Below are 16,739 nucleotides of genomic sequence, written 5' to 3'. Positions count from 1 at the left end.
CATAGTTAACACCATGTGACGTCTCCGCCCCTTCCGCCGTACGGCGGAAGGGGCGGAATCCGAGTGACCGACGGGGCTACGGCGGCGCGATCCGCGCCTTCCCGGGTGACCCACGCCACCCGGACGGGCGCGGGCCGCCGGGGGAACCCCTCACCGGGCGGCGTCCCGTGCCGCCGGGCAGCCCGCGGGCCGCTCCAGGGAGGCGTCCCGGATCAGGGCCTCGTGCGCGGCCTTCACCCGGGCCACGTCCGGCTTCATGACGCGCCGGTCGTAGGTGAGCAGGCCGTTGAGCTCTCCCTCCACGTCCGTGATCTGGGTGTAGACGGCGCCGTTGCTGCCCCGGCACACCAGCGCGCGCACCTCGTCGAGCTTGGTGAGGTAGTCGTCGGTGTAGGTCGCCGGGTCGACGTCGACGTACGACTGCTGCACCGACCACGCGTGTCCGGGCACCGCGAGGCCCAGACCGCCGTACTCGCCGCTGACCAGGGCCCGCTTCCCGTCCGGGCGGGGCGGGAGGGCCGGGCTGGGATAGCCGTGCTCGTCCATGATGTCGCCGGTGCCTCCGTCGGCCCCGAGGTTGAGCCCCGACTGGTTGTTGACCAGGCGGGTGGGGTCCCAGGCCTTGGCCTGTTCGGCGATCCGGCCGACGTCGTACTGGCCCCAGCCCTCGTTGAAGGTGACCCACATGACGACCGACGGGCTGCTGATGTGCTCGTCGATCATCTGCTTCATCTCGCGCTCGTAGCGGGCGCGGGCCTCGGGGCTCGGGTCGACCCCGGCCGTCATGGACGGCATGTCCTGCCACACCATGAGCCCCAGCCGGTCGGCCCAGTAGAACCAGCGGTCCGGTTCGACCTTGATGTGCTTGCGCACCGAGTTGAAGCCGAGCTCCTTGTGCTTGCGCAGGTCGTACGCGAGGGCCTCGTCGGTGGGCGCGGTGTGCAGGCCGTCCGGCCAGAAGCCCTGGTCGAGGGTGGCCATCAGGAAGACCGGCTTCCCGTTGAGGACCGTGCGCGGCACGCCGTCCACCTGCTCGACGGCGATGGAGCGCATCCCGAAGTAGCTGCCGACGCGGTCGGCGCCGGCGGTGACCTCCAGGCGGTACAGGAACGGGTCGTCGGGCGACCACAGGCGGGGGTTGTCGATCCTCAGGGTCAGCGGCTGCCCGGTGCGGCCGGTCGCCTTGGCGACCTTGCGCCGCCCGTCGTACGCGGTCGCCGTGATCGGCACGCCGTCGCGCACGCCCTTCGCCTCCACGGTGAGCCGCTCGCCGGGCACGTCCGGGACCAGCTTCAGGGAGTCGACGTGGTCACGGGCGACCGGCTCCATCCAGACCGTCTGCCAGATGCCCGAGCTGGGCGTGTACCAGATGCCGCTGGGGTCCAGGCGCTGCTTGCCGAGCGGCGGGTTCTCGCCGTTCGCGGCGTCGGTGGGGTCGTACACGCCGACGATGAGCTCCTGGGTGCGGCCGGGTTTCAGCGCGTCGGTGACGTCGGCGCTGAACTTGTCGTAGCCGCCCTCGTGCGCGGCGACCTTCGTGCCGTTGACGTAGACCTCGGAGCGCCAGTCGACGGCGCCGAAGTTCAGCCGCAGCCGCCGGTCGGAGCCGATGCGCCAGTCGCGCGGGACGGTGAAGGTGCGGCGGTACCACATGCGGTCCTCGTGCCGCTGGATCCCGGAGAGCTGGGACTCCACCGGGTACGGGACGAGGATGCGCTCCTCGAGCGTCCTGCCCACGGGCGGCCGCTCGCCCTCCTCGGCGGCGGCGAACTGCCAGCGGCCGTTGAGGTTGCGCCACGCGTCGCGGGTGAGCTGCGGGCGCGGGTACTCGGGCAGGGCGTTGTCCGGGCCCACCTCGTCGGCCCACCCGGTGCGCAGCTCGTGGGTGGAGCGGTTGGGGCCGCTGCTCAGGAACGCGTCCACGGGGTCGCCGTCGGCGGCGGTCAGGCCGCCCCGTCCGTCGTAGCGGACGTCGGCGCTGCCGCGGGCGGTGCCGGTCCTGTTGCCGACGACCGGCTCGGCGAGCGTGACGAGCAGCGCCCTGGGGTCGGCCGGGTCCGGCTCCGCCGACTTCAGGGGCCACTTCGCTCCGCCGATCACCGCGTTCAGGTGGTCGGTGAAGCCGGCCGGCGGCGCGGCGAGCGGCCGGGGGAAGTCGAGCTTCAGGGTGCGGCCGGAGGCGAGGACGGTGGCGGCGAGGGCACCGTCGTAGTCGAAGCCCTCGGGGAGGCGGAACGCCGACTGCGGTACGGGTTCCTTGGTGCCGCCGGGCTCGGTCCAGCGCAGGTGGAGGTTGGAGCCGCCGTAGTGCTCGAAGTACTCGACCTTGATGTCGTGGGCCCGGCCGGCCACCAGCTCGATCGGTTCGGCGGTCTGTTCGCGGTCCCAGTCGTCGACCCAGTGGTCGATGGCGAGCCGGCCGTCGATCCACAGGCGGAAGCCGTTGTCGCCGATGACCGAGAAGGTGTGGGCGCCGGTCCTCTCCGGCACGATCCTGCCGGTCCAGCGGACGCTGACGTCGTCCGAGCGGCCGGTGGTGACGTTCAGGCGCGGCTCCAGGTTGTCGAAGTCGAGGTGCGGGTCGAAGGCGGTGGCCTTCAGCTCGTGGAAGTCGAAGGCGCCGGGGGCGGAGTGGGTGTAGTACTCGCCCTTCAGCCCGTGGACCTCCACCGGGTCGTCCTCCGCCGCGGTCGCGACCGGGCCGGTCGCGGTGAGTCCGGCTACTCCCAGTGCGGCGGCCAGGAGAAGCGCGAAACGGTTTCTGAGTCGTCTGATGCGCACGGATCCTCCGTCGGTGAGGAAGGTGACGGCTCGCTGCTCAGTACGTGGTGCTCAGTGCTCGACGTTTCCTTGTGTTCTGTTGTGTGCGCTGCGCATGGCTGTACAACGTTGTCATGAACAGCAATTGTCATAACAGCACGGATTTCGCTGCTCGTCCAGGGACATGACAAAGGCCCCGGTGGTCACACGACCGACCGGGGCCCACGCGCCGCCCGTACGCCGCTACGGCACCCGCTGTCCCTTCCCGAGGGCGATCACCCCACCCCGGGACACCGTGTACAGCTGCGCGTCCCGCTCCGGGTTGACGCCGATCGTCGCGCCCGGCGGCACCTCGACGTTCTTGTCGAGGACGGCGCCGCGCACCACCGCGCCCCGTCCGACGTGGACGTTGTCGTGCAGCACCGAGCCCTGCACCACGGCCCCGGGATCGACCACCACGCCCGGGGACAGCACGGACCGGGTGACCTGGCCCCGGATCAGGCAGCCCGCGCTGATGATGGACTCGCTCGCCATGCCGCCGGCGTTGAAGCGGGCGGGCGAGAGCTGGCCGGAGTGGGTGTAGATGGGCCACTGGCGGTTGTACAGGTTGAAGGCGGGGCGCTCGGCGATCAGGTCCATGTGCGCGTCGTAGTACGCGTCCAGGGTGCCGACGTCCCGCCAGTAGCCCTGGTCCCGGCTGGTCTCGCCGGGCACGTGGTTGGAGCTGAAGTCGTACAGGTGGGCCTCGCCCCGCTCGGTGAGCTGGGGCAGGATCGAACCGCCCATGTCGTGCACCGAGTTCTCGTCCTCGGCGTCCCGCTGGAGCGCCTCGACCAGGGTCTTGGTGGTGAAGAGGTAGTTGCCCATGGAGGCGAACACGCACTCGGGGTCGTCGGCGAGTCCGGGCGGGTCGGTGGGCTTCTCCAGGAAGCCCTCCACGGTCCGGCCGTCCGACCCCGGGGTGATCACCCCGAAGGCGGAGGACTCCGAGCGCGGCACCCGGATCCCGGCCACCGTGACCCCGGCGCCGCTCTCGACGTGCTGGGCGAGCATCTGGCGCGGGTCCATGCGGTACACGTGGTCGGCGCCGAACACCGCCACGTACTCCGGCTGTTCGTCGTGGATCAGGTTCAGCGACTGCAGGATGGCGTCGGCGCTGCCCAGGTACCAGCGCGGGCCGAGGCGCTGCTGGGCGGGGACCGGCGTGACGTAGTTGCCGAGCAGGCTGGACATCCGCCAGGTGGTGGTGATGTGCCGGTCCAGCGAGTGCGACTTGTACTGCGTGAGCACGCAGATGCGCAGGATGTCGCCGTTGACGAGGTTGGACAGGACGAAGTCCACCAGGCGGTACGTGCCGCCGAAGGTGACCGCCGGTTTGGCGCGGTCCGCCGTGAGGGGCATCAGGCGCTTGCCCTCGCCACCCGCCAGCACGATTCCCAGGACCGAAGGACCCCCACGACGCATGGCCGCTCTCCTCACGCCGAATTTCCCCAAGACTGCCCCGGACCGGCAGGACTAAGCCTGTTTGAGGATCTCCTCGTAGAGCCGGACCGTACGGCGGGCCACCGCGTCCCAGCCGAACTCCCGGACCGCGCGTTCCCGCCCGGCCTCGCCCATCCGCCGCGCGGCGTCCGGATCGCCGAGGACCGAGTCCAGGGCCCGTGCGAGGCCCGCCTCGAAGTCGTCGTCCACCTCCACCAGCACTCCGGTCCCGCCGTCCGCCACGACCTCGGGGATGCCGCCGGTCCGGGACGCCACCACCGGGGTGCCGCAGGCCATCGCCTCCAGGTTCACGATACCGAGCGGTTCGTACACCGAGGGGCAGACGAACACGGCGGCGTGGGTGAGGAGCTGGATCACCTCCGGGCGGGGCAGCATCCGCGGGATCCAGTGCACGCCCTCGCGGACCCGGCACAGCTCCTGGTACAGCTCGCGGAACTCCCGGTCGATCTCGGGGGTGTCCGGGGCGCCCGCGCACAGCACGACCTGCGCGGCCGGGTCGATGCCGCGGACCGCCCGCAGCAGGTGGGGCACGCCCTTCTGGCGGGTGATGCGGCCGACGAACAGCACGTACGGACGGGAGCGGTCGAGGCCGATCCGGTCCAGGGCGCCGGTCCCGGGGTCCGGGCGGTACAGGCTGGTGTCGATGCCGTTGTGCACCACGTGCACCCGGCCGGGGTCCAGGGCCGGGTAGCAGCCCAGGATGTCCTCGCGCATGGCGCCGGAGACGGCGATCACCGCGTCGGCGGCCTCGACGGCGGTGCGCTCGGCCCAGCTCGACAGGGCGTAGCCGCCGCCGAGCTGCTCGGCCTTCCACGGGCGCAGCGGCTCGAGGGAGTGGGCGGTCATCACGTGCGGGACGCCGTGCAGCAGCTTGGCGAGGTGGCCGCCGAGGTTCGCGTACCAGGTGTGGGAGTGGACGAGTTCGCAGCCCCGGAGGGCGTCGGCCATGGCGAGGTCCACGGAGAAGGTGCGCAGCGCGTCGTTGGCGCCGTCGAGCGCGGGCCAGGACCGGTGGCGCAGCACGCCGTCCGTGCGGCCCTCGCCCCAGCAGTGCACCTGGAGGTCGACCAGGGGCCGCAGCTCCCGGGCGAGGAACTCCACGTGGACCCCGGCGCCGCCGTACACGTCCGGGGGATACTCCCGGGTCAGCAGTCCCACTCGCACCCGTGAACCCCCTGTCTGAGCGGACGTTTCCTTCATGGTCACTCAGACGGGGCGCGTGGGGAAGAGCGGGGCGGCCGCGGGAAGCAGCAGTCGCCGCAGACGCCCCCGGCGGGCACCCGGTAGTACAGGCAGCAGCTGCGGCGCCGGAAGGCGGTGCCGGTGAGGGTTCCGGTCCCGGCGAGCAGGGGGTGCGCGAGGAGTTCGGCGGCCAGGGCGGCGGCGCGGGCGGCGACGTCGGCACGGCCGTGGCCGCGCCCCCAGCGGTCCAGCTCCCGGGCGGCGCCCGCGAGCGCGGAGGCCGCGTTGCCGCGCAGCAGGCCGCGGGCGAGGCGGTGGCGGGAGCGCAGGGCCGCGGCGAGGGGTTCGAGGTGGCCGTGCAGCACCACGTCCGCGACGGTCGCCGCGTCGCCGGGCCGTGCCCGTACGCCGGTCAGCCACAGGTCGTCCGGGGCGGTGCCGTCGGGGTCCCAGTGCAACAGCCGCGGGGCGAGGTCGGGGACCGACCCGTACAGGGCGGCGCAGCCCAGCGTCACCGACCACAGGCGGGCGGCGAGCCCCTGCTGGGCCACCGAGGCGGCGACCCGCGCCTCGGTGGTGCCGAGGGCGCCGGCGACCACACGTACCCGCGAGGCCAGGAAGTCACCGTGAACCTCCGGGCGTTGCGGCGCGTACACCTGTGCGAGGGTGGGCAGCCGCAGGACGGCCGCCGCCGTGCGCAGGACGAAGAAGCCGCCGACGCTGCGGAGGGCGGTGAGACGGGGGTCGAGGTCCACGACGTGCAGTAGTACCAAGTCCCCTAGGGGGAGCAACCAGGGGCCCTCCGTCCACGGGCACCCACCCTGGGGATGACGGGGTCGTCGTCGTACTCCATCGGCAGTAGGACTCATTGAGTGCTCAGGGACGACGACGGGAACAACCGGACAGGGCATCGTGTTGGTCATGGAAGCCGACCGTTCGCCGCGCCGGGTCCCGCGCCCGGGCCTCACGCAGAGGAGCAGCCGATGAGCGCCCTCGCGTTGTCCGTGCTGCTGTCGTTCGTCTCCGCGGTGGCGTACGCCGGCGGAGCGATCGTGCAGGAGCAGGTCGCGGTGTCCTCGTCCGGTGCGCAGCAGTACGCGCCGCTGCGCAGGCCGGGCTGGTGGGCAGCGGTCGCGCTCAACGGTCTCGGCGGGCTGCTGCACGTGGTGGCGCTGGCCTACGGTCCGCTGAGCCTCGTTCAGCCGCTGGGCGCCCTGACCATCGTGTTCGCGCTGCCCATGGCCGCGCTGTTCGTGGGCCGCAGGGCCGGGGCGACCGCGTGGCGCGGCGCCGTCATGGCGACCGTGGGCCTCGCCGGTCTGCTCTCCCTGGTCGGCGCGTCCGACGCGCAGTCGCTGGACACCCCCCAGCGGGTGGCGGCCGCGCTGGTGACGGCCGCCGCGGTGGTGGCGCTGATGATCGCGGCCCGGGCCGCGCACCGGCATCCCGCGGTGCGCAGCATCCTGCTGGCCACCGCGTCCGGTGTCGCGTTCGGCATGTCCTCGGTCTTCACCAAGACCGTCGCGGTCGACTGGACCGGCGGGGTCTCGGCGGCGGACCTGCCGTCCCTCGCGGTGATCGGCGTCCTGGCCACGGCCGGCATGCTCCTGTCCCAGGCCTCCTACCGCGGTGCCGGACTCGCGGCGCCGCTGGCGACGCTGACGGTGGTGAACCCGGTGGTGGCGGCGGCCGTCGGCATCACGATGTTCGGCGAGACCTTCCGCTACGGCGCGACGGGCACGGCGCTCGCGCTGAGCTGCGGCGTGGTCGCGGCCGGCGGACTGATCCTGCTGACGACGGAACGGCTGGCGCGCGAGCAGCAGCGGACGGCGGCCGCGCGGCCCGCGCTGAACGAAGGACTCCCGGGACTCCCGCCCGCGCGGGACGGGGACCTGCCGTCCGGGTCCGCCGTCTCCGTCCCGGACCCCGTTCCCGGGACGGTCCTCGCCGCCCGGTCCGTGGTGGCCGCGGGACCGCGGACCGACCCCGCCGAGCGGCTGCTGGCCGCCCTCGAACTCCCCGGGGACGTGCGCGTGCCGCTCCCGGTGCCCTCCCCCGGGACGCCGGACGGGCCGGAGCCCGCCCCGGCGCCGCTGGTGTCGTACGGGCCCTTCTACGGCGGCCCCTACGTGCCGGTGCCGGCGGTGGACCGGCACCGGATGCGCGTCAGATCCTGACGCCGCCCGCCCTCAGGTAGGCGACCGGGTCGATGTCCGAACCGAAACCGGGCCCCGTCCGCACCTCGAAGTGCAGATGCGGGCCCGAGCTGTTGCCGGTCGACCCGGAGCGGCCGATGCGCTGGCCCGCGACGACCGGCTGACCGCTCTTCACGGAGATCGCCGACAGGTGCGCGTACTGGCTGTAGCGGCCGTCGGCGTGCCGGACGACCACCTGGTAGCCGAACGACCCCTCCCAGCCCGCGCTGACGACGCGGCCCGCCGCGACCGACTTCACGGACGTGCCGGTGGGCACGGGGAAGTCGACCCCGGTGTGGTAGCCCTTCGACCAGGCGGACCCGGCCTTGTGGTACGGCGTGCCGAGGGAGGCGCTGACCGGGGCGACCAGGGTGCCGCCGGTCTTGGCGGCGCGGTCGGCACGGTCATCGGTGCGCTGCGGGGAGGTCTGCTTCCCGGCCTTCTCCCCGCTTTTCCTCTCGGTCTTCTTCTCGGTCTTCTTCTCGGCCGGCCCGGCCTGCTTCGACGGCCGGCGCTCGGGGGCCTCGGAGGCCCCGTCGGGCAGCGCCAGCCGCTGGCCGGGCAGGATCAGGTCGGGGTCGGCGCCGATGGCCGAGCGGTTGGCTTCGTACAGTCCCCGCCAGCCGCCCCGGACCCGCTCGTCCGCCGCGATGCCGGAGAGGGTGTCGCCGTGGACCACGGTGTACATCTCGGCGCGGCCCGCGCGGGACTGGGGCGTGGTGTGCGGCTTCACGTCCTCGACGGAGGACCGGCCGGTCTTCCCGCTCTTCTTCCCGCCGTCGCGGTCGGACCTGTCGGCGGCCGGCCGGATGTCGGGGGTGTCGCCGCCCCGGGCCAGTCCGGCGCGGACCGAGCACGACGGCCAGGCGCCGGGCCCCTGGCCGTCGAGGACCTTCTCGGCGATCGCGATCTGCTGGTCCTTGGTGGCCAGGTCCGCGCGCGGCGCGTACCGCGTGCCGCCGAACTCCTCCCACGTGGACTGGGTGAACTGCAGCCCGCCGTAGAAGCCGTTGCCCGTGTTGATGTCCCAGTCGTTGCTCGACTCGCAGGCGGCGACCTTGTCCCAGGTCTCCACGTCGGCGGCCTGGGCGGCGCCGGTGCCCATCAGCGGGAGCGCCATTCCGGCACCCCCCGCGGTGACGGTGAGTGAGGCGCGGTTGATCCTGTTCGGCTGATACCGGCGGTGCCGGCCGCGCACGGCCATGGAATCCCCCTCGACAATGCGTCAGGAGCGGCAAAAGTATGCGTTGCGAACTGGCCGTGACAAGACGGCTATCGGCCGCACGGTTGCGCCAAGTGGCTTGGATCGTCCGCTCGTTGCGCCCCGCTGTCGCAGCCGGACATCGCACGCGCGGGTGGGTGCGCACGTCCGCGGGAGCGTGGGGGCGTGCGCCGGGTGAGTGCGCGGAGGGCTTCCGCCCGTATGTGCCTGCGCGCGCGGAGTCGTACGATCCGCGCGTGCGGACGGAAGTACGGCACGTCAGGATGGTCGACGGCAGGACTGGCGGGCACCGGCCGGCAGCACCGACACCCCGGCAGTACCGACACCAAGGGCACTAGGAGCCAACCCTATGAGCAGTTCAGCGCAGATCGGCGTCACGGGTCTCGCGGTCATGGGCCGCAATCTCGCGCGCAACTTCGCCCGCAACGGCTACACGGTCGCGGTGCACAACCGGACGGCGGCGCGCACGCACGCGCTGGTGGAGGAGTTCGGTCACGAGGGCGGCTTCGTGGCGGCCGAGACGGCCAAGGAGTTCGTGGCGGCGCTGGAGCGGCCGCGGCGGCTGGTCGTCATGGTGAAGGCCGGCGAGCCGACGGACGCCGTGATCGAGGAGTTCGCCCCGCTGCTGGAGCCCGGCGACATGATCATCGACGGCGGCAACGCCCACTTCGCCGACACCCGGCGCCGGGAGAAGGCGCTGCGCGAGCAGGGCATCCACTTCGTCGGCATGGGCGTCTCCGGCGGCGAGGAGGGCGCGCTGCACGGGCCGAGCATCATGCCGGGCGGGCCCAGGGAGTCGTACGACTCCCTCGGCCCGATGCTGGAGAAGATCTCCGCCAAGGCGGCCGACGGGGCGCCCTGTGTCACGCACGTCGGCCCCGACGGCGCCGGCCACTTCGTGAAGATGGTCCACAACGGCATCGAGTACGCCGACATGCAGCTGATCGGTGAGGCGTACCAGCTGCTGCGCGACGTCGCCGGGTACTCCCCCGCGCAGATCGCGGAGATCTTCCGCACCTGGAACACCGGCCGGCTGGACTCGTACCTGATCGAGATCACGGCCGAGGTGCTCTCCCACGTGGACGCGGCCACGGGCGAGCCGTTCGTGGACGTGGTGGTGGACCAGGCGGAGCAGAAGGGCACGGGCCGCTGGACCGTGCAGATCGCGCTCGACCTGGGCGTGCCGGTGTCGGGCATCGCGGAGGCGGTCTTCGCGCGCTCGCTGTCCGGTCACGCGGCGCTGCGCGAGGCCTCGCGCGGTCTGGCCGGCCCGAAGGCCGCGCCGCTGGGCGAGGCGGAGGCGGCGGCGTTCGCCGACCGGGTGGAGCAGGCGCTGTACGCGTCGAAGATCGTGTCGTACACGCAGGGCTTCCACGAGATCGCCGCGGGCAGCGAGGAGTACGGCTGGGACATCGACCTCGGCGCGGTCTCCGCGATCTGGCGCGGCGGCTGCATCATCCGGGCGGCCTTCCTGGACCGCATCCGCGCGGCCTACGACGCGCGCGCCGGCCTGCCGAGCCTGCTGTCCGACGAGACGTTCGCGCGGGAGATCGCCGACGCGCAGGACGACTGGCGCGAGGTGCTGATCGCCGCGACCCGCCAGGGCGTGCCGACCCCCGGTTTCGCCGCGGCCCTCGCCTACTACGACGCCCTGCGCGCGGAGCGCCTGCCGGCCGCGCTCACCCAGGGCCAGCGGGACTACTTCGGCGCGCACACCTACCGGCGCACCGACCGCGAGGGCTCGTTCCACACGCTGTGGGGCGGGGACCGGTCGGAGGTGACCGCGTGACGGACCGCGGCGGGACGCGCTGACCGGCGCACCGCACGGCGAAGGGCGGGGACGGCCACGGCGGTCGTCCCCGCCCTTCGCCCGTTCCCCCGTGCTTTCCCGTGTGCGCGGACCGGTTCAGCTCAGCGGCGGTCCGGGCTCCGGGTCGGGCACCGGCTCGGGCCCCGGCGGGATCGGTGAGGGAGGGGGTTCGGGCGGGCCCGGGTGCGGCGGCGGGGCGGGATGAGGGGGTGGCGGCGTGGGACCCGGTGGTGGTTCGGGGCCCGGGGGCGGCTCCGGGGGCGGCACCGGATGGGGCTGGGGGTGCGAGGGGTCCGGGCCCGGGGCGGGTCCCGGAGTGGGACCCGGCTGAACGGGGTCCGGGTACGGCTCGGTCATGACGGATGTCCTCCGGCCAGTCGGTCGACGTCGGCTCTGGACTACTGCCCCGCCTACCCGGGGGCGGCGCCCTCAGTCACCCGCCGGTATGACGGTGGGGGCCCGGGTGGCGCACCCGACGAGCAGGTGTGCTCGACGAACGGGCGTGCTCGACGAACGGGCGTGCCCGACGAACGGGCGACGGAGGCCGGAGCCGCCACGGGACGCCCGCTCCCGCCCCGGGCGCCACTACGGGACGCCCGCCGCCGCCGCACCCGCCGCGAGTCCGGGGCGCGGGCTGGACAGCACCGGGACGGGGGTCGTGCAGAGCCGCCCGGCCGGCGCCATGGAGGCCTGGGCGAGGACGATCACGTCGGCGCCGGTGACCTCGTCGGCCGCGTCCGCGACCCGGCGTGCGTACCCTTCCGGGTCGCCCGCCTCGAAGCGGGCCCAGGCGCCCTCGACCAGCACGGTGCGCACCCCGACGGCGCGGCCGGCGCGCCGCGCCTCCTCCTCGAGGAGTGCCACCGTGGGCCGCACGGTGCTCTCCAGGGCGGCGAGGACGACGACACGGGGGCCGGCGGCCACGGCCGCGGCCGCCATCGGCCGGTCGACGCGCAGCACGGGAACCCCCGCCTCGGCGGCCGCCGCCTCCGCGACGCCGCCGATGGTCGAGCACGTGCACAGCACGGCCCGGGCCCCGCCGTCGACGGCCTCCCGGACCCTCGCCCGCACGTCCTCGGCGACCGCCGCGGGACCGGCCTGGCGGGCCCGGTCCAGCAGGTCCTCGGCGACGAGGTGCCGCAGTTCCAGGCCGGGAAGGTCCTCGTCGCGCAGCGCGTCGAAGACGGGGACGTGGACGGGCGAGGTGTGCAGGAGGGCGAGCACGCGGGCGGCCTGAGGTCAGAAGCGTCCGGGGTGGGCCGCCAGCCACTCCTTCGCCGCCCCGGTCAGCTCCGGGCCGGCCGCCGGGGCCTGGTCGGGGTGGCGTTCGGCCCACCTGGCGACGTACGGGCAGAGCGGGGCGACCGCGCTGTCCTCGCGCGCGGCGACGGCGTACAGCTCGCGCGCGAGGGAGCCCGCGATGCCCTTGCCCTCGTGGGCGGGCTCCACGACGGTGTGCACCGGCACCAGCGCGCGCCCGGGGGCGTCGAGGACGAAGTACTCGATCCGGCCGACGACCTCGCCGCCCGTCACCGCCTCGAGCCGGCCGGCCGCCCGGTCGTCGCGGATCTCGATGTCACCCATGGCCACGTCACGCTCCTGCCTCGGTCTGCGCCGGTCAGGCCGTGGGGACGGCCTGCGGGCTGCGCTCCTGGTCCGATCCCGGCACCGGCTCGGACGGGTCCGCGCCCAGGGCCACGATGCGGTTGTCGCGGTCCACGTGCACGATCCGGGGTTCCAGCGCCCGCGCCTCGGCGTCGGTGACCTGAGCGTAGCTGATGATGATCACCAGGTCACCGGGGTGGACGAGGTGGGCCGCCGCCCCGTTGATCCCGACGACACCGGAGCCCCGCTCGCCCTCGATGACGTACGTCTCCAGCCGGGCCCCGTTGGTGATGTCGACGATGTGCACGAGCTCGCCGGGCAGCAGGTCGGCGGCGTCGAGCAGATCGGCGTCGATGGTCACCGATCCCACGTAGTGCAGGTCGGCCTGGGTGACGGTGGCGCGGTGGATCTTGGACTTGAATAGATTACGAAGCACTCAGCACTCCCGAAACTCGCTCCCTGCCTGCTTTCTGCAGGTCAAAGGCTGTTATCTAAGGCTACAGGGGATCGCTCGCTGGTTGGCACCGACGAGCAGTCGTCCGATTCGCGCTGACCGCTTGCCGGCTTTCCTGACACCTCGCCAGCCAAGCCTCACGGCCGCTCGAGTAGGTTTCCGCCCTGCTCTGCAGCATCGATTGCGATCAGGATATGAACCGCGACGCCGGAAGAACAGCGAGATCTGTATCACGTCACGGGCCGCGAGCAGCGGTCCGGGTGAAAGGACGGGCACTCAGATGCTGTCAGGCAGCCACGGGAATCACGGTGCATTCGACGCATCGCCGTCGAAGGTTTCAGTTCGTGGCATCGCTCGACGAGCATATGGAACGCTCAAGCCACCGCCCAACGTGCTGCGTGGTCAACGCCCCGCCAGTGCAAAGCGGATCCGGGTGTGGCTGCCGGCCCTCATCGCCCTGTCCGCGAACTCTCCGTGTGGGACGGCGACGACACCGGCTTCGCCAGCGCACCGTAATCTTCAGCCGCTGGCCGGTCAGCGGCATGTCCCCTTCGGGACACGAAGGTTCGCGTTCCGCCAGGCCCGCGGGAGCGGGCCATCCGATGTCCGCCCGGGCGCAGACGAACAGCGGGGCCGGCAACAGTGCGGGGTCTCCTCCTTGACCCTTGACTGCGGCGGCCTCGCACCAAAGCAGTACCAGGCCGCCGCCGGAAGGCCCCGAAGCCCTCGGGCGCCCCCCGGAGCACACGATCAGCGCAGGAAATCGTTCTTCCGGTCCGTCCCAGACACCGCTCTGCGGCGGTCCGTCGCGCACAGGGTGATGCCGCAGCCGCACCCACCGGGAAACACCGCCGGTGACGGCGCGCTCCGGTCGAGCAGACTCACCGCCCGTCCGCCGGGCTCATGGGTGCCCGGATCCGCCGTCAAGGCGGGCGACCCCTACACCGGAGCGCTCACCCTCACCGTGCTTTGACGCACACATGACTCAGCCGACCGGCTATCCCCTGCGGGTGGCGTGCCGCCTGAGGAAGGAGATCAGGAGGCGGTTCCACGCGGTGGGCTGTTCCCAGTGCGGGTGGTGACCCGCCTCGGTCACCACGTGCGTCTCGACGTTGCGCAGATGCTGTGCCTGCAGGCGCATCACGGACGGTGGGCTGTGGAGGTCGGCGTCGCCGGTGATGAGCTGGACCGGAAGCGTCAGCTTCTCCAGCCCGGCCCAGGTGATCGTGTGCGCGAGGGGCTGGGCGAAGGCGTCCGCGGTCTTCGCCCGGGCGTTGGTCACCGGCCAGGCCGCCAGCCCGTCCGGGTCTCCGCCCCGGTAGGAGGGCCCCAGTTCTCTGAAGGACACGGGCAGGTCACCGAACGGGTCGGGCTGCATCGCCTCGGACAGCTCGAGGTACGAGGCGTCCCGCACGTCCATGATGCTGCCGGAGACGGTCAGATGGCAGAAGAATGGCACATGTGCCCGGCTCACCGGCGTGCTCCGACAAGCGTTACGGCAGAAAGAGGGCAAAGGCGCGGAGCCGTCTGCCTGCGTGATCGACGCCCAGAGCGTGAGAACCTCCACCAGTTTCCCGGCCGCCGGACAGGGCACGGACGCGGCGAAAGAGAGCGTGGGCCGCAAGCGGAGCATCGTCACTGACACTCTCGGGCTGCTGCCGGCGATGCCCGTCACCGCGGCGAGCGTGCAGGACTCCGTCGCCGGTACCGACCTGATCAACCAGGTGGCCGCCGCACACCCCACCATCCGCAAGGTCTGGGAGGACGGCGGCTGCCGACACCGCCTCGTCGAGCACGCCGCCGCCCTCGGCATCGCATGGAAAACGTCCAACACGCCCGGGAAGAAGGGATTCAGCCCGCTGCCCAAGCGTTGGACCGTGGAGCGGACCTGCGGCTGGTCTGACGCTTCACTGCCCTCTGGCCTGCGACTACGAGACCCTGCCCGCCCGCTCCGAAGCCATGATCCAGCTGGTCGTGACCGACCTGATGGCCCGCCGCCTCACCGACCAAGCAACGATCCCTGGCGCGACGCGATCAACGTTCATTCCTGAATAAACATGGCGAGAGAACGATCTCTTATGCGAGTGGGTTGCCCGCTTTCTGGACGACCTTGGCGATCCAGGCCATGGCCTCGGGCACGTCGTAGTTCCCGGCGTGCGGCTGGTTCCAGGCGAGCCGGTAGTCCAGGTCCTCGACCTGCTTGTCCGCGGCGAGTGCGCGGTCGAGGTTGACGGAGACGGTGAGGGCGGTGTCCCGGTCGCGGGTGCCGTGGCGGACGTACCAGTTCGGCGCGGTGTCGGCCTTGGTGCCGATGAAGTCCATCGGGTTGATGAGGTGGACCTGGTCGTCGACGGTGGTGCTGTTCCGCGCGGTGTACTGCTTCCAGGTCAGCCCGGTGTCGTCCAGGCCGCTGCCGTCGCCGGGCACGTCGTTGTGGTTCCAGCTGAACTCGGTGTAGTTGAGGTACGTCTGCGTCGGCGGGCCGAAGAGGTTGGTCTCGGTGCGGCTGGTGGTGTTCCCGTCGACGCCCACGGCGTCGAAGGCGGGGGTCGTCTTGAGGGCGGCCTGGGTGGCGACGAAGGCGAGGTACTTCGCCATGTCGATCGAGCGCACCGTGCGGGTGGCGGGGTCGACGTCGATCCAGTCGTTGACGTACGACTTGGTGGTGCCCCCTGCCGTGATCGGGAAGGTGCCGCCCAGCGGTGGGATGGTGTGGGCGGGGTCCGCGTCCAGGTAGGTCTCGGCGGAGCGGACGACCTCCTGCTGGATGGTGTCGAGCATGGTCGCGGCGGTGAGCCGGGAGCCGTCGGCGTTGCGCAGGTCGAGGCTCTTCTCGTAGGCCGCGAACCGGGCCGCTATCTCTGCGGCTGCGGCGGGTGAGGGGTTCTGTCCGGTGGTGTCGCGGGTGCCGAGGGCGTTGTAGAGCCACTCGTAGGCCGTGTCGGCGTTGCCGAGGTCGGTGATCGGGCAGTAGGCGTTGACGGCGAAGACGTCGTCGCGCAGGGTGCTGCGCCCCTTGGCGTCGATGCCGGCGGCGCCGATCGCGGCGAGGTACGGGGTGTACTCCCCGCTGTTGCCCGAGGCCCCCAGGATCGACGCCAGCGCGCCGCCGCCGCTGGTGCCGTTGACGACGATCCGCTCCGCGCTGCCGGGCATCGCGGTGTCGTTGAGACGCAGGTAGCGCACGGCGGCCTTGGCGTCGGCGACGGCCGCGGGTGCCTTTCCGGGGAACGAGCCGTCGGCACCGACCAGTCCGCGGCTGCGGCTGGCGACGTCGACGAAGACGTAACCCGCCTTCAGGGCGGCGCCGACGTTGCTCGTCGCACTGGTGTAGGAGGCTCCGGCGGTCACGCTCGCCCGTATGTAACTGGCCATCCAGCCACTGTTGTTCACTGCGAAGTAGACCGGCGCCCGCTGGTCGCCGAAGGCACTCTCGGGGACGAACACGTTCATGCTCTGGTAGCCGCAGGCGGTGTTGGGGATGGTGGTGCTGCCCCCGCCCGGACCGCCGGGCTGCTGTGCCGCCGCGGCGACCGGGTTCGCGACGTAGCAGATCTCCTTGTACCAGCGCACGTCCACCGGACGGCCGTCGACGGTGATGGTGATCGTCGTGTAGCCGGAGGAGTCGAAGGCGAGCGCCGCGTCCTGGGGGTCCGCGGCATGGCCACGGCTCTGCGCAGGGGCGGCCGCCGCGACGGAGGCCGGTACCGCGACGGACGTGAGGACGAGGGAACCCGCGAGCGCCACACCTCTCAGGAAGCGTGTGCGGGTCGCGGGGCGTTGCGCCCGCAGGCTCGGCCGGTGGGTGAGTGCGTCCCGTCCGCGGGGCGCGGTCAACCTCTGCATGGGTCTCCCCTCATCGAGCACCGAGTGCTTCGCGTGGGCCTCGGGGTCGAGGCGTGACGCACGCTACAAGTTTGTTAACAATATGACCAGCATTATCGCCGACATTGTGGGTGCCTAGTGGGTCAGGAGGCTACTGCCGGTTCGAGCCGACGCGGCGTCCTG

General features: G+C 72.4%; 13 protein-coding genes. 3 read left to right on the top strand and 10 right to left on the bottom strand.

The annotated features are described in order from the left end of the window. Window positions 1-150: 150 nt before the first annotated feature. The 4 genes from GL259_RS34040 to GL259_RS34025 all read right to left on the bottom strand — a co-directional run bounded on the left by GL259_RS34040 (window position 151) and on the right by GL259_RS34025 (window position 6,218). Window positions 151-2,781 (bottom strand): PA14 domain-containing protein, encoded by a 2,631-nt coding sequence (locus GL259_RS34040; protein WP_159537152.1) that lies wholly within the window; start codon window positions 2,779-2,781, stop codon window positions 151-153. Between the two features lie 222 nt (window positions 2,782-3,003). Next, window positions 3,004-4,224, bottom strand: a complete 1,221-nt coding sequence (glgC, locus tag GL259_RS34035; RefSeq protein WP_159537150.1) for a glucose-1-phosphate adenylyltransferase — start codon at window positions 4,222-4,224, stop codon at window positions 3,004-3,006. A 51-nt stretch (window positions 4,225-4,275) separates the two neighbouring features. Beyond that, a complete protein-coding gene (glgA, locus tag GL259_RS34030; protein ID WP_159537148.1) occupies window positions 4,276-5,427 on the bottom strand; it encodes a glycogen synthase in 1,152 nt (383 codons plus the stop codon). Window positions 5,428-5,465: 38 nt separating this feature from the next. Further along, entirely contained in the window at window positions 5,466-6,218 is a 753-nt protein-coding gene (locus GL259_RS34025; protein ID WP_243762477.1) for a (2Fe-2S)-binding protein, read from the bottom strand. 210 nt (window positions 6,219-6,428) lie between these two features. On the opposite strand from GL259_RS34025, the gene GL259_RS34020 reads away from it, so the two are divergent. Beyond that, on the top strand, window positions 6,429-7,622 hold the full coding sequence (locus tag GL259_RS34020; protein WP_208026554.1) for a DMT family transporter: 1,194 nt from the start codon (window positions 6,429-6,431) through the stop codon (window positions 7,620-7,622). On the opposite strand, the gene GL259_RS34015 is transcribed toward GL259_RS34020, so the two are convergent. Further along, window positions 7,612-8,844 carry a transglycosylase family protein gene (locus GL259_RS34015; protein ID WP_159537144.1) on the bottom strand — a complete coding sequence of 411 codons (1,233 nt, stop codon included), beginning with the start codon at window positions 8,842-8,844 and terminating at the stop codon, window positions 7,612-7,614. The two genes, GL259_RS34020 and GL259_RS34015, sit on opposite strands and share 11 nt — an antisense overlap. 367 nt (window positions 8,845-9,211) lie before the next feature. On the opposite strand from GL259_RS34015, the gene gndA reads away from it, so the two are divergent. Further along, window positions 9,212-10,651 carry an NADP-dependent phosphogluconate dehydrogenase gene (gndA, locus tag GL259_RS34010; protein ID WP_159537142.1) on the top strand — a complete coding sequence of 480 codons (1,440 nt, stop codon included), beginning with the start codon at window positions 9,212-9,214 and terminating at the stop codon, window positions 10,649-10,651. A 606-nt stretch (window positions 10,652-11,257) separates the two neighbouring features. Here the strand turns inward: gndA and GL259_RS34005 are convergent. The 4 genes from GL259_RS34005 to GL259_RS33990 all read right to left on the bottom strand — a co-directional run bounded on the left by GL259_RS34005 (window position 11,258) and on the right by GL259_RS33990 (window position 14,205). After that, complete coding sequence (locus tag GL259_RS34005) at window positions 11,258-11,896, bottom strand: aspartate/glutamate racemase family protein (RefSeq protein WP_159537140.1); 639 nt, start codon at window positions 11,894-11,896, stop codon at window positions 11,258-11,260. A gap of 15 nt (window positions 11,897-11,911) precedes the next feature. After that, on the bottom strand, window positions 11,912-12,262 hold the full coding sequence (locus GL259_RS34000) for a GNAT family N-acetyltransferase (RefSeq protein ID WP_347814635.1): 351 nt from the start codon (window positions 12,260-12,262) through the stop codon (window positions 11,912-11,914). 28 nt (window positions 12,263-12,290) lie between these two features. Continuing rightward, window positions 12,291-12,713, bottom strand: a complete 423-nt coding sequence (gene panD, locus GL259_RS33995; RefSeq protein WP_159537138.1) for an aspartate 1-decarboxylase — start codon at window positions 12,711-12,713, stop codon at window positions 12,291-12,293. 1,015 nt (window positions 12,714-13,728) lie between these two features. Continuing rightward, window positions 13,729-14,205 carry an alpha/beta hydrolase gene (locus GL259_RS33990; RefSeq protein WP_159537136.1) on the bottom strand — a complete coding sequence of 159 codons (477 nt, stop codon included), beginning with the start codon at window positions 14,203-14,205 and terminating at the stop codon, window positions 13,729-13,731. A 61-nt stretch (window positions 14,206-14,266) separates the two neighbouring features. On the opposite strand from GL259_RS33990, the gene GL259_RS33985 reads away from it, so the two are divergent. Then, entirely contained in the window at window positions 14,267-14,782 is a 516-nt protein-coding gene (locus GL259_RS33985) for a transposase (RefSeq protein WP_159537134.1), read from the top strand. 25 nt (window positions 14,783-14,807) lie between these two features. Here GL259_RS33985 and GL259_RS33980 read toward each other — a convergent pair whose 3' ends face one another. Then, the gene (locus tag GL259_RS33980) at window positions 14,808-16,577 is read right to left on the bottom strand and encodes a subtype B tannase (protein WP_159537132.1); all 1,770 of its coding nucleotides are present in this window, start codon (window positions 16,575-16,577) and stop codon (window positions 14,808-14,810) included. Between the last annotated feature and the right edge of the window lie 162 nt (window positions 16,578-16,739).

This window comes from Streptomyces sp. Tu 3180, from assembly GCF_009852415.1.
Classification (GTDB): Bacteria; Actinomycetota; Actinomycetes; order Streptomycetales; family Streptomycetaceae; genus Streptomyces.
This window is presented reverse-complemented; position numbering and strand designations above follow the sequence as displayed.